This is a genomic window from Streptomyces sp. NPDC041940 (genome assembly GCF_055589465.1).
Genome location: NZ_JBVJBP010000017.1, coordinates 143,487 through 156,160, shown reverse-complemented (window position 1 = coordinate 156,160; position 12,674 = coordinate 143,487). Strand labels below are relative to the sequence as shown.

The window sequence follows — 12,674 nt, the reverse complement described above, 5'->3', positions numbered from 1 at the left end:
CCTCAGGCGGTACGCCCCGCCACCAGCCACCTGGAGGGCAGCTCGATGCGCGTGCCGTCGGGGTGGTATTCGGTGGTCGTCAGGGGCAGCTCGCCGCCCGCCAGGACGGTGAGGCCGGCCGAGCGCAGATACTCGGGGACGGCCTCGTCGGAGACCTCGCCGGGGGCGATGCCGTGCCGGAACACCGGCGCGAGCTTGGGCGGCGGACCGTCGGGGCCGCCGGCCAGGCCCATCAGCAGCGGCTTGGCGGACCCGGAGAGCTCCACCAGGAAGGCCCGGCCGCGGTCGCCGACCAGCGTGGCGATCCCGTCCACCAGCGACTGCCGGTCGTCCGGTTCGCACTGGTGCAGTACGCCCCGCATGTAGACGTTGGTGTCACCGAGCTCCGCGTGCAGGGTCTGCGTCTCGCTCTTCTCGGCGGCGTCCAGTTGCCGGTACGTGGCCTGCTCCGCCGGGTCGGCCCGCCGGGCGTGGTCGAGGGCCGCGGCCGACAGGTCGGTGCCCACGACCCGCGGGAAGCGGTCGGCGAGGTAGCGGGTCTGGGTGCCGTTGCCGCAGCCGAGGTCCACCATCGGCAGCGCGGGATCGGCCACATGAGGTTCGAACAGGGCGAGGTGCGGGCCGGCGGTCAGGACCGGCTCGGCGTCCCAGAACACCGCCCCCGGTTCGGCGGACGCCGCACGCCAGAACCCCTCCCACGCCTCCCGGTACCGACTCGTCACGCTCATGACCGACTCCCCAGGGTGCGACCGAATCCCGCCGTGCGGCGGGCGAGTCCGGTGTACCGCGCGGCGCGGGCCACGACAAGCGTCCGGGGTCAGCGCCTGGGCAGTGTCAGTTCGAACCACACGGTCTTGCCCGTCTTGGTGCGGCTGCTGCCCCACTCGCGGGACAGCGCGCTGACGACCCGCAGACCGCGCCCGGCATCGTCGAGCGAGCCGCTGCTCAGCAGCGTCGGAAGCTCGTGATCGTCGTCGTCCACCTCGCACAGCAGGGTGTCGCCGCGGACGAGGCGCAGTTCCACGGGGCGTGCGTGGGAGTGCCGTACGGCGTTGGTGACGAGTTCGCTGACCATCAGCTCGGCGGACGCGACCAGCTTCGCCAGGCCCCAGTCGTGCAACTGCTCGCGGACCGCCGCGCGGGCCCGGCCGGCCTCGGCCGGGTCGAGGGCGAGCCGCCACTCGGCGACGTCGTCCGGCTCGATGCCGTTCAGGCGGGCCATCAGCAGCGCCACGTCGTCCTTGCGTCCGCCGCGGGTGTTGAGGGCGCGGATGATGGTGTCGCAGGCGTCGTCCATGGACGCCGCCGGGTGGGCGGCCGACTCGCAGAGCGTCGCGAGGCCCACCCCGATGTCCTCGCCCCGCACCTCGACCAGCCCGTCGGTGCACATCACCAGCCGGTCTCCCGGCTCCACACGCAGGCGTTCCGCCTCGAAGGGCACGCCCCCGACGCCGATCGGCGCGCCCGTGGGCAGCTCCAGCAGTTCGCTGCGCCCGTCGTCGGCCCGGACCAGGACGGGCGGGATGTGTCCGGCGTTGGCGAGGTGCAACTCGCTCGCGATCGGGTCGTACACGGCGTACAGGCAGGTCGCGAGGTAGGTGTCGCCGAGGCGCTGCGCGAGGTCGTCGAGGTTGCGCAGCAGCTGGGCGGGCGGCAGGTCGAGTCCGGCCATGGTCTGCACGGCCGTCCGCAACTGGCCCATCATCGCGGCCGAGTTCAGGCCGTGGCCCATGACGTCGCCGACGACGAACGCGGTACGGCCGCCGGGCAGCTTCACGGCGTCGAACCAGTCGCCGCCGACCCGCCCGAGCATCGTGCCCGGCAGATAGCGGGTGGCGATGTCGCAGCCCGCCATGCGGGGCGGGATGTGCGGCAGCATGCTGTCCTGGAGCGTCTCGGCGACGTTCTCCTGGAACGTGTACATGCGCGCGTTGTCCAGCACGAGGCCGGCGCGGGCGGCGAGTTCGGCGCCGGTGACGCGGTCCATGTCGTTGAAGACGGGCCGTTCCGGGTGCCGCAGCAGGATCATGAAGCCGAGCACGACATGGCGGGCCTTCAGCGGCACGACCAGCATGGAGCGGCCCGTGATGAGCGGCCGGATGTCGCGCTTCTCGAACTGCGCGGCGATGGCGTGGCCCATCTCCTCGCTGATGCGCGGCACGAGGACGGGTTCGCCGGAGGTCATGCACTGGAAGAACGGCGTGTGCGCCGGGAACGGCATGGCCTCCCCGACCGGCACGACGTCGTCCCAGCGGCCGGGCTCGTCGGTGTGCTCCACGGCGACCCGGTGCCACAGGGTGGTCGTGTCGGGCACCCCGTCCGGGAACCCCTCGCCGGCGACGACCTGTTCGCGCAGATACGTCCCGGCGACGTCGGTGAACCGGGGCACGACGGCCCTGCTGACCTCGGTGATCGTGCGGGACAGGTCGAGGGAGGTGCCGATGCGGCCGCTGACCTCGTTGAGGAACTCCAGATGCTCGCGGACGGCCGCGTATTCGAGGTCCTCGCCCTCGTCGGGCAGTTCCTCCGGGACGGGCTCCCCGGCGGCCAGGGCCCGCGCGGCACGTTCCCTGCGCGCCTTGCGCTCGGCCCGCCGGGCCACGCCCCAGTCGGGAGTGACGGGCACCCGGTCGTTCTGGCTGAACTCCAGGATCGGATAACCGAGTTCGAGGACCTGCCCGACGATGCGGGCGCTCTCGCCGACGCTCATGCTGGGCAGGATCTCGGGCAGCCGGCGGGCGAGCTCCTCCGCCCCGGGGAAGTCCGTGTGCAGCGCGAAGCCGGGCGCTATCCGCTCCAGCGCCCCGTCGTCCCCGCGCAGCCCTTCGGCGTCGGCGGCCAGCACGAGCAGCCGCTCGGGCCCGGGAGTCACCAGCGGGTAGGCCCACCACAGGATGTCGACCCGGCCGCCCCCGGACGCGGTGAGCCGGGCGCGGCCCGCCGCCGGGTAGGACAGGCCTCCGTCGAGGGACGATTCGAGGTCGGGTCCGAGACCGTCGTAGGCGGCGTGCGGGGTGGTGTCCCGCTCTTCGGGCAGGGCGCCGGAGACGGGGAGCAGGTCAAGGGCCGTGCGGCCGATCGCCTCGTCCTTGGGGACGCCGAACAGGCGCCGTGCGCCCCGGCTCCAGTGGGACACGAGGCCGTCGCGGTCGACCACGACGACGGCCAGGGGGACGCGGCCGGGCTCGTCGGGTTCCGTCGTCGTGCCCTGTTCAGCCCTGTCGGTGCCACGGTCCATGGCCCAGGCCCTCTCTCCCCACGGATCCGCGAGATCTACGCCGGCGTCACCACCGTACGGCGCCCGCCGGTCGCGATGTGAGGCAATGCGGGAATTGCTCGCGCGGGCCTCGCACCGGCGTGCGACCCCGCGCGCCGGTGCGCCTCAGTCCTCGTGTCCCAGCTGGAGGTCCCGCTCGGTACGGCCGCCTCCGGCCACCTGGAGGACGGTGGCGACGGGCGGGTATCCGGCGGCGATGACGGTGTACTCGCCGGAGGACAGGTCGACGAACCGGAACGTCCCGTCGGGGCCCGTGGTGAGGGTGTCGACGACATTGCCCGCGACATCCAGCAGGGTCACACGGGCGTCCTCCACGGGCCGGCCGCCGCCCGCCCGGACGGTGCCGCGCAGGACGGCACCGCCGGCCAGTTCGATGTCCCGGCGGGTCTCGCGGTCGGCCTGGACGGTGACGAGCAGCGCGGCCGGGCGGAAGGCGGGCGCTCCGGCGGCGAGGGTGTACTCACCGGCGACCAGTTCGGTGATGACGTAGCCGCCTTCCCGGCCGCTGCGGGTGGTGGCCACGACCGCGCCGTGCGCGTTGGTGAGCGTGACGGTGGCGTCCCGCACGGGCGTGCCGTCGGCGGTGACGACGCTGCCGACGAGGTTTCCGGCGCCGCCGAGGACGATGTCCAGTTCGACGGGGCGCTCGCCCACCGTCACGGAGACGGCCTGCGGCTGGTGGCCGCCCGCGGCGGCGATCAGTACATAGGCGCCGGGACCGGGAGTGGGGAGCGCGTAGCGCCCGTCCTCGCCGCTCGCGCCGCGCCCGGTCTGCTGCCCGGTGACGTCGATGAGCGTGAGCGCCGCGCGCGGCACCACGGTCCCGTCGTGGTGCTGCACCGAGCCGCAGACGGGCATTCCGGCCGCGTGCGGTGCGCGCGCCTGCGGGATCGCGGCGTTCCCCGGCGCCGTGTCCGGGTCGGTGGCTGAGGCGTAGTGGGACACCAGTGGTTTCTCCTTGAGGAAGAAGGCGATGACCAGTCCGAGGACGAGCACCGGCACCAGGTAGAGGAAGATCTGCGGCATGGCGTCGGCGTACGCCCGGATGTAGCCGTCGCGCAGGGCCGGAGGCATCGCGTGCACGAGTTGCGGGGTGATGGACTCGGGCTCGGGCAGCCGGTCGCCCGCGCGCGTGGGGAGGCTTTCGGCCGGCGCGTCGGCGAGCCGGCCGGCGAGGAGCGTGCCGAAGACGGCGGCTCCCACGCTGCCGCCGATCTGCCGGAAGTAGTTGTTGGCGCTGGTGGCGGTACCGAGGTCGGCGGGGCGCACCGAGTTCTGCACGGCGAGGATCAGGACCGGCATCACCATGCCGATGCCGGCGCCGAGGACGGCCATCCAGATGCTGGAGTGCAGCCGGGGCGTGTCGGCGTCGAGGCGGGAGAGCAGCCACATCCCGGCGACGGAGAGGGCGCCGCCGAGGATCGGGTAGGCCTTGTAGCGGCCGGTGTGGCTGATGAGCTGTCCGACGATGATCGAGGCGCCGACGATGCCGCCCGTCAGCGGCAGCATGAGCAGGCCGGACTCGGTGGCGGAGGCCCCGTCGACCATCTGCAGCCAGGTCGGCAGATAGCTGGCGGCGCCGAACAGTCCGGCTCCGGTCACCAGGCCGACAAGGCCGGTGACGTTGAAGACGGAGTCCTTGAACAGCCGCAGCGGGATGAGGGGTTCGACGGCGAAGTGCTCGACGACGAGGAAGAGGACGGTCGCCGCGGCCGCTCCGGCGCCGAGGCCGAGGATCATGCGCGAGTCCCAGGCGTACTCGGCGCCGCCCCAACTGGTCAGCAGCACCAGGCAGGTGGAGGCGGCGGTCAGCAGCAGTGCGCCGAGGACGTCCAGCCGGGCCCTGGCGGCCGGCTTCGGGAGCTTCAGCGCGACGGCGACGAGGGCCAGGGTGAGCAGGCCGAAGGGCACGTTGACGTAGAAGCACCAGCGCCAGGAGAGATGGTCCGTGAAGTAGCCGCCGAGCAGTGGCCCGACCACGGAGGCGAGGCCGAACGCGGCGCCGATCAGGCCCATGTAGCGGGCGCGCCGCCGGGGCGGCACGATGTCCGCGATGATCGCCTGGACACCGATCATGAGGCCGCCCGCGCCGGCGCCCTGGAGGGCGCGGAAGGCGATCAGCTGGTCCATGGTCTGCGCGCGGCCCGCGAGGGCGGAGCCGGCGACGAAGACGACGATGGCGAACTGGAAGACGCCCTTGCGGCCCAGCAGATCGCCGAGCTTGCCGTAGATCGGCAGTCCGACCGTGGCGGTGAGCAGGTAGGCGGTGATCGTCCAGGACATCCGGTCCAGGCCGTGCAGCTCGCCGACGATCTTCGGGAGCGCGGTGGCGACGATCATCTGCTCCAGGGCTGCCAGGAGCAGGGCCAGCAGGAGAGCGAAGAAGATCAACCGGACCCGGCGGGGACTCAGTTCGGCGGCCGGGTCCGGGTCCGGTGGTGGGGCGGGGGTGTCGGGTGGCGCCACCGCCGGTTCGTCCTGCGCCAGAGTGATTCCGCCCACCTACCGCTCCCCTCGTCGCGCTGCCGCACAATTCCCGCGTAAAAGCGACAACTATGAGCAAGCACGACGAGTTACGGCATGCGGCGGGTCCGCCCGGAGATCACCCGAACCGGTGAGGGGGCGCAACGGCCCCCGCAAGGTTGGATCTTGGGGAGACGGGAGGTTACTTCTCGACCTCGGAGGCGAGCTTGACGAGCATCGCGTCATAGATCCGGCCGAGGCCCTTGGGCGCGAAGGTCTTTTCGAAGAAGCCACCGATGCCGCCGGCGCCGGTCCAGGTGGTGGTCACGACGACCCGGGACTTGCCCTCGCCGGCCGGGGTGACCCGCCAGGTGGTGACCATCGAGGAGTTGCGGTCCTTCTCGACCAGCTCGCCGTCGGTGGGCTCGCTGACCTCCAGGAGGCAGTCGCGCACGCGCTTGCTGGTCGCCTGGAGCTTCCAGTGGACGAGGGTGCCCTCGCCGTCGCCGCCCTCGCGCACCTCGTACTCGCTGAAGTGCTCGGGCAGCAGCTTCTCGCGCGTCCCGCTGTAGTCGGCGAGGGCGTCGAACACCGTCTCCGCGTCCGCCGCGACGATCCGCTCCGTAGTGGCCTCGACCTGCGCCATCAGGTTCCTCCAGGACATGGTTTCTCGGGGGTCGGGGCAAGCCAACCACCCCGCTGCCCGGCCTCCCAAATCGGGGTCCCCGAACCCGGTCGAACATGTTCGTAAAGCACCCTCGCACGATCAAGGGAACATGTGTTCTATTCTGTGGGCAGTGCTACCGAGGAGGCGTCATGCGCTGGGAGAACCTCACAGTGGACTCCGAACACAGCCGGGCCGACTCCGCGCTGTTCGGCGCGGACGCGGTGACCACCCGCACCTTCGACACGCCGGAGTTCGCGGGCATCACCTTCCACGAGATACGCGCCCGTTCGATCATCAACCGGGTGCCGGCGGTCTCGCGGATGTCGTTCCAGTGGACGGTCAACCCGTATCGCGGCTGCTCGCACGCGTGCGTGTACTGCTTCGCCCGCAAGACCCACAGCTATCTCGACCTCGACACGGGCCTCGGCTTCGACACCCAGATCGTCGTCAAGATCAACGCGCCCGAGCTGCTGGGCCGGCAGCTCGGCTCGCGGCGCTGGCAGGGCGAGCACATCGCGATGGGCACGAACGTCGACTGCTACCAGCGCGCCGAGGGCCGCTACCGCCTGATGCCGGGCATCATCTCGGCCCTGCGCGACCACGCGAACCCCTTCTCGATCCTGACCAAGGGCACGCTGATCCTGCGCGACCTGGACCTGATCAAGCAGGCCGCGGAGGTGACCGATGTCGGTATCTCCGTCTCGGTCGGCTTCACCGACACCGAGCTGTGGCGCACCGTCGAGCCGGGCACGCCCGCGCCGGAGCGGCGTCTGGACGTCGTACGGACCCTGAGCGAGCACGGCATCGGCTGCGGTGTGCTGATGGCGCCGGTGATCCCGTTCCTGGGTGACCGGCCGGACCAACTGCGGGCCACCGTGCGGGCGATCGCGGCCTCCGGCGCCACGTCCGTCACCCCGCTGGTGCTGCATCTGCGGCCCGGCGCCCGCGAGTGGTTCATGGCCTGGCTGGGGCAGCACCATCCGCATCTGGTGGCCCGCTACGAGCGGCTGTACGCGGAGGGCTCCTACGCCCCGAAGTGGTACCAGCGCCGGATCACCCGTCAGGTCCACGAACTGGCGGAGGAGTACGGCATCGGACCCACGCGCGCGGACCTGCCGCGCCGGATCCGGCCGCCCGAACCGGCCGGGCCGCCGACGTCCGAACCCACCCAACTGTCGCTCATATAGGAGCGTTCGAGCGCATCTCGCGGCCCAATCGGGTCAAGTCTTGACAGAACACGTTCTTCCAGAGCCGCTTGCCGGGACGAATCGGCGATGACCGTGAACTCCGCGGTCCGACGCCTCTCCGCCCTGGAAGGACTCCATGAGAACACGCGCAGCCGTGCTGTGCGGCGCTGCCGTCGTGCTGGCCGGGAGCCTTACGGCCGTGCCCGCCGAGGCGAGCGCACCGCACTCGGCGGAAACGTTTCGCGCCTCGAAACCCGGCTGGAAGAAGTGCGGCACCACCGACTATCCGATGCTCCAGTGCGCGTCCGTCAAGGTGCCGCTCGACCACGCGAACCCGCGCGGTCCGCAGATCACCCTCGCGCTGTCCCGCGTCCCGCACACCGCCGAGACGTTCCAGGGCCCGCTGCTGGTCAACCCCGGCGGCCCCGGCGGCGACGGTCTGACGCTCGCCGGTTTCGTCGCGGACTCGCTGCCCAAGGAGGTGGCGGCCCAGTACGACATCATCGGCTTCGACCCACGCGGAGTGGGCCAGAGCAAGCCCGCGCTGGACTGCCGGCCCGGCTACTTCGGCCCGGTACGCCCGGACTCCGTGCCGGGCACTCCCGAGGCCGAGCGGGCCAACCTCGCCCGCGCCAAGTCCTTCGCCGTCTCCTGCGGCGAGAAGTACGGGCACCTGCTGCCGTACATCAACACGGTCAGCGCCGCGCACGACATCGAAGTGATCCGGCAGGCACTGGGCGCGCCGAAGATCAACTACTTCGGCTACTCGTACGGCACCTATCTGGGCGCGGTCTACGGGCGGCTGTACCCGCAGCATGTCCGGCGCATGGTCCTGGACTCGATCGTGGACCCCACCGACGTCTGGTACACCGCCAACCTCAACCAGGACCACGCCTTCAACGACCGCCACCGCGCCTTCATGGCCTGGGTCGCCAGGCACGACGAGCGGTACCGGCTCGGCACCGACCCGGAGAAGATCGAGGCCACCTGGTACGCGATGCGGGCGGCGCTGGCCAAGAACCCGGCGGGCGGCAAGGTGGGCGCCGCGGAGCTGGAGGACACCTTCGTCCCGGGCGCCTACTACAACGGCTACTGGCCCTATCTGGCGGAGGCGTTCGCGGCGTACGCGAACCGCGGGACCACCGCCCCGCTGGTCGAGGTGTACAAGAACTTCGGCTCGGTCGACGCCGCCGACGACAACAGCTACAGCATCTACACCGCGGTGCAGTGCCGGGACGCGTTCTGGCCGCGTGACTGGCACCAGTGGCGCGAGGACAACTGGGCGGCGTACGAGAAGGCGCCGTTCATGACCTGGAACAACGCCTGGTACAACGCACCGTGCGCGTTCTGGCCCACCGACGCGGCGCGTCCGGTGAGCATCGCCAACGGCCAGCTGCCGCCGGCCCTGCTGTTCCAGGCGACGAACGACGCGGCCACTCCCTACGAGGGTGGCATCGCCCTCCACGACCTGCTGGCGCGCTCCAGCCTGGTGGTCGAACAGGGCGGCGGCAACCACGGCATCACGCTGAGCGGGAACGCCTGCCTGGACAAGTACCTGGCGACCTATCTGTCCGACGGCACCGTGCCACGTGGTGTCGGCACCCGGGACGCGACGTGCGACGCCCTGCCGGACCCCAAGCCGCTGACATCGAAGACGGCGTCGATGTCCGCCCGCGGCTCGACCCTGCACCGCCTGCTCGGCTTCCGCGGCTGAGCACCTGACCGACCGTCGGGGCACTGTCGGACCCGTGGTCCACTATGGGCCCATGAGTGAGCTGAAGGGGCTTCGGGTCCGGGAGATGGTGCCCGCCGACTGCGAGCGTGTCGCCGAGATCCGCACAGCCGGCTGGCAGAACGCGTACCGGGGCCTCATACCGCAGTCGTATCTGGACGGGCTGAGCGCCGCCGAGGACGCGGAGCGCCGCCGCGCGTACCTCGCGCAGGGCGACGGCAGCGTGGTCAACCTGGTCGCGGAGGACGCCGGCGGCACGCTCGTCGGCTGGGCCTGCCACGGCCCGTACCGGGACGGTGAAGTCCTCACGCCGGAAGCCGAGTTGTACGCCATCTACGTCCACCCGGAACACCTGGGACGCGGTGCGGGACAGGCACTGCTCGCGAAGTCGGTCGAGCGCTGCTCCACCGCGGGACACGGCCGGCTGCTCCTGTGGGTCCTCAAGGAGAACGGCCGGGCCCGCCGTTTCTACGAGCGGGCCGGCTTCCACGCGGACGGCGCCGAGGAGCCCTTCGAGGTGGAGGGCACCGCCGTCCCCGAAGTGCGCTACGCGAGACCGCTCCCCCGCTGACCTCACCGCTGCCTGGGAATCCTCCCCAGCGCGCGCACCGCCGCCTCGGCGAGCACCGGATGGGCGAGGGCCTCGTCCAGGACGGGCCTGGCCCGGGCGTCGCCCAGCGCGCCGAGGCCGTCCACGCAGGCGAGGGCCACCCGGCGGTAGGGGTCGTGCGGCCGCAGCCGCCGCCGCAGGGTGGTGATCAGCGCGGGCACGGCCTCCGGGGCGCGCAGCTCGACCAGGAGCCGTACGGGGTGGAGGGCGTAGGCGACACGCAGTTCGTTGGTGGCGAGGGCTGCGGCCGCGCGGGCGGTGCGCGGGTCGCCGAGGCGGGCGAGGGCGTAGGCGGCGGAGGCACAGCGCGGCGGGTCACGGTGGTTCAGCAGCAGCACCAGGGCCTCGAAGGCCCGCCGGTCCCGCGCGAGCCCGAGCCGGAACGCGGCCAGCTCCCTCGCCCACAGCTGCTCCCCGGGTGCCGTCAGCACACCTGCCAGGGCATCGACGTCCTCGGTCGCCACGAGCCGCTCGAACGCGGGCGCCGCCCCCGACTCCTGCCGTAAGCGCAGCGTGAGTGATCGCAACTCTTCGTCCATGACTGAGAGGGTAGGGGTGGCGCGAGCTGCGCGGGACGTACATCACAAAGACGAGGGCTGGCGCGCTCGTTACCCGCCAGTTAAGCTCAGACGAGCGAGTTACCCACTCGTTTTTCCTCGCGGCGGTCTGGTGACGCGGCCGTCGTGAGAGCAGTCGGTTCGGTGCTTCAGGTACCGAGGTGCGACTCGGCCCCGGGACAGGGCCGGTCCTCCCTTCACCGGGCGTGTGCGCTTGCGGCCCGGCAACACCCGCACTTCTCACGCACCCGGTGCGCCCCTCGGCGCACCCGGGCGTGTTCCCCGTCGTCACCCTCATTCCTGGAGTCCCGCGATGGCCACTCCCCTGTCCGACCCGTCCCAGTCCCCGCTGCAGACCATCGCCGTCGTCGGCCTCGGCACGATGGGCACCGGCATCGCCGAGGTCCTCGCCAAGGCCGGCCGCGAGGTCGTCGGCATCGACATCAGCGAGGCCCAGGCGGCGAAGTGCGTCGCCGCCCTGGAGGCCTCCACCGCCCGCGGCGTCGAGCGCGAGCGGCTGACCGAGCAGGACCGCGCCGACATCCTCGCCCGGGTCCGCACCTCCACCGACCTCAGGACGGCGGCCGACGCCGACCTGGTCATCGAGGTGGCACCGGAGTCGTACGAGGTCAAGCAGCAGATCTTCCGGGAGCTGGACGGGATCGTGCGCCCCGGGACGATCCTGGCGACCGGCACCAACGCCCTGTCCGTCACCCGGCTGGCCGCCGAATCCTCCCGTCCGGAGCGGGTGCTGGGCCTGCACTTCTTCAACCCGGCCCCGGCGATGCGGCTGGTCGAGGTCGTCTCCTCGGTGCTGACCGCGCCGGCGGCCGTCGCGGCGGTCACCGACCTCGCCCTGGACCTGGGCAAGGAGCCCGTCGCGGTCGGCGACCGCCCGGGGTTCGTCGCCGACGGCCTGCTCTTCGGCTATCTCAACCAGGCCGCCGCGATGTACGAGGCGAAGTACGCCTCCCGCGAGGACATCGACGCCGCGATGCGGCTGGGCTGCGGGCTGCCCATGGGCCCGCTGGCGCTGCTCGACCTGATCGGCGTCGACACCGCGCGCACGGTCCTGGAGGCGATGTACGCGGCGTCCCGCGACCGTCTGCACGCACCGGCCCCGATCCTCAAGCAGCTGAGCGAGGCGGGCCTGACCGGCCGTAAGGCGGGGCGTGGTTTCTACACCTACGAGGCGCCGGACAGCCCGGTCGTCGTGCGGGACGCGCTGACCCCGCTGGAGGGCGGCGACCCGACCGCCGGCCGGGAGATCCACTCGGTCGGTGTCGCGGGCTCGGGCACCATGGCCTCGGGGATCGCCGAGGTCTTCGCCAAGGGCGGGTACGACGTGGTCATCGCCGCCCGCAGCGAGGAGAAGGCCCAGGCCGCGAAGGCCCGGATCGGCAAGTCCCTGGCCCGCTCGGTCGACAAGGGCCGGCTGACCGCCGAGGCCGCCGCGCAGACCCTGGACCGCATCACGCCGACGGGCACGTACGACGACTTCGCCGACGTCGACCTGGCCGTGGAGGCCGTCGCCGAGGACCTGGAGGTCAAGCGGCAGCTCTTCGCCGCCCTGGACAAGGTCTGCAAGCCGGGCGCGATCCTGGCCACCACCACCTCGTCCCTGCCGGTCGTCGCCTGCGCCCGTGCCACCTCGCGTCCGCAGGACGTGATCGGCATGCACTTCTTCAACCCGGCGCCGGCCATGAAGCTGGTCGAGGTCGTCCGTACGGTGCTGACGGCCGACGACGTCCACGCGACGGTCCGCGAGGTCTGCGGCCGGATCAGGAAGCACGCGGTCGACTGCGGGGACCGGGCGGGCTTCATCGTGAACGCGCTGCTGTTCCCGTACCTGAACAACGCGATCAAGATGGTCGAGGAGCACTACGCGTCCCTCGACGACATCGACGCGGCGATGCGGCTGGGCGGCGGGTACCCGATGGGTCCCTTCGAGCTGCTGGACGTCGTCGGACTGGATGTCTCGCTCGCCATCGAGAAGGTCCTGCACCGCGAGTTCCGCGACCCGGGGCTCGCCCCGGCGCCGCTGCTGGAGCACCTGGTGGCCGCGGGCTGCCTCGGCCGCAAGACCGGCCGTGGCTTCCGCGAATATGCCAAGCGCTGAGGGTCCCGGCGACTGGTTCCGGTCCGGCACCGAGTGGGGTGGCCTGCTCGGCCCGGACCGGT

At 71.9% G+C, this 12,674-nt stretch carries 9 protein-coding genes; 4 read left to right on the top strand and 5 right to left on the bottom strand.

The features are described 5' to 3' along the window. Window positions 1-2 precede the first annotated feature (2 nt). From ACZ6I3_RS26795 to ACZ6I3_RS26780, 4 genes are all read right to left on the bottom strand, one after another. A complete protein-coding gene (locus ACZ6I3_RS26795) occupies window positions 3-728 on the bottom strand; it encodes a class I SAM-dependent methyltransferase (protein WP_469418003.1) in 726 nt (241 codons plus the stop codon). Between the two features lie 89 nt (window positions 729-817). Beyond that, the gene (locus ACZ6I3_RS26790; RefSeq protein WP_469418001.1) at window positions 818-3,238 is read right to left on the bottom strand and encodes an ATP-binding SpoIIE family protein phosphatase; all 2,421 of its coding nucleotides are present in this window, start codon (window positions 3,236-3,238) and stop codon (window positions 818-820) included. A gap of 144 nt (window positions 3,239-3,382) precedes the next feature. Next, entirely contained in the window at window positions 3,383-5,779 is a 2,397-nt protein-coding gene (locus tag ACZ6I3_RS26785; RefSeq protein WP_469417999.1) for an MFS transporter, read from the bottom strand. Window positions 5,780-5,942: 163 nt separating this feature from the next. After that, window positions 5,943-6,386 carry an SRPBCC family protein gene (locus ACZ6I3_RS26780; protein WP_184590182.1) on the bottom strand — a complete coding sequence of 148 codons (444 nt, stop codon included), beginning with the start codon at window positions 6,384-6,386 and terminating at the stop codon, window positions 5,943-5,945. Between the two features lie 170 nt (window positions 6,387-6,556). Between ACZ6I3_RS26780 and ACZ6I3_RS26775 the strand changes: the two genes are divergently transcribed. The 3 genes from ACZ6I3_RS26775 (at window position 6,557) to ACZ6I3_RS26765 (ending at window position 9,897) form a co-directional block, all read left to right on the top strand. After that, complete coding sequence (locus tag ACZ6I3_RS26775) at window positions 6,557-7,594, top strand: Rv2578c family radical SAM protein (RefSeq protein ID WP_469417997.1); 1,038 nt, start codon at window positions 6,557-6,559, stop codon at window positions 7,592-7,594. Between the two features lie 136 nt (window positions 7,595-7,730). Next, window positions 7,731-9,308: an alpha/beta hydrolase gene (locus tag ACZ6I3_RS26770; protein ID WP_469417996.1), complete on the top strand. Its 1,578-nt coding sequence runs from the start codon at window positions 7,731-7,733 to the stop codon at window positions 9,306-9,308. A 52-nt stretch (window positions 9,309-9,360) separates the two neighbouring features. Continuing rightward, a complete protein-coding gene (locus ACZ6I3_RS26765; protein WP_469417994.1) occupies window positions 9,361-9,897 on the top strand; it encodes a GNAT family N-acetyltransferase in 537 nt (178 codons plus the stop codon). Window positions 9,898-9,899: 2 nt separating this feature from the next. On the opposite strand, the gene ACZ6I3_RS26760 is transcribed toward ACZ6I3_RS26765, so the two are convergent. Further along, window positions 9,900-10,475: an adenylosuccinate lyase gene (locus ACZ6I3_RS26760; protein ID WP_469417993.1), complete on the bottom strand. Its 576-nt coding sequence runs from the start codon at window positions 10,473-10,475 to the stop codon at window positions 9,900-9,902. Between the two features lie 331 nt (window positions 10,476-10,806). Here ACZ6I3_RS26760 and ACZ6I3_RS26755 point away from each other — a divergent pair, with 331 nt between their 5' ends. Next, window positions 10,807-12,612 carry a 3-hydroxyacyl-CoA dehydrogenase family protein gene (locus tag ACZ6I3_RS26755; protein ID WP_469417991.1) on the top strand — a complete coding sequence of 602 codons (1,806 nt, stop codon included), beginning with the start codon at window positions 10,807-10,809 and terminating at the stop codon, window positions 12,610-12,612. Window positions 12,613-12,674 lie beyond the last annotated feature (62 nt).

Coding starts and splice junctions, on each gene's coding strand:
- ACZ6I3_RS26795 (WP_469418003.1), bottom strand. CDS start 728: ATGAGCGTGACGAGTCGGTACCGGGAGGCGTGGGAGGGGTTCTGGCGT.
- ACZ6I3_RS26790 (WP_469418001.1), bottom strand. CDS start 3,238: ATGGACCGTGGCACCGACAGGGCTGAACAGGGCACGACGACGGAACCC.
- ACZ6I3_RS26780 (WP_184590182.1), bottom strand. CDS start 6,386: ATGGCGCAGGTCGAGGCCACTACGGAGCGGATCGTCGCGGCGGACGCG.
- ACZ6I3_RS26775 (WP_469417997.1), top strand. CDS start 6,557: ATGCGCTGGGAGAACCTCACAGTGGACTCCGAACACAGCCGGGCCGAC.
- ACZ6I3_RS26770 (WP_469417996.1), top strand. CDS start 7,731: ATGAGAACACGCGCAGCCGTGCTGTGCGGCGCTGCCGTCGTGCTGGCC.
- ACZ6I3_RS26765 (WP_469417994.1), top strand. CDS start 9,361: ATGAGTGAGCTGAAGGGGCTTCGGGTCCGGGAGATGGTGCCCGCCGAC.
- ACZ6I3_RS26760 (WP_469417993.1), bottom strand. CDS start 10,475: ATGGACGAAGAGTTGCGATCACTCACGCTGCGCTTACGGCAGGAGTCG.
- ACZ6I3_RS26755 (WP_469417991.1), top strand. CDS start 10,807: ATGGCCACTCCCCTGTCCGACCCGTCCCAGTCCCCGCTGCAGACCATC.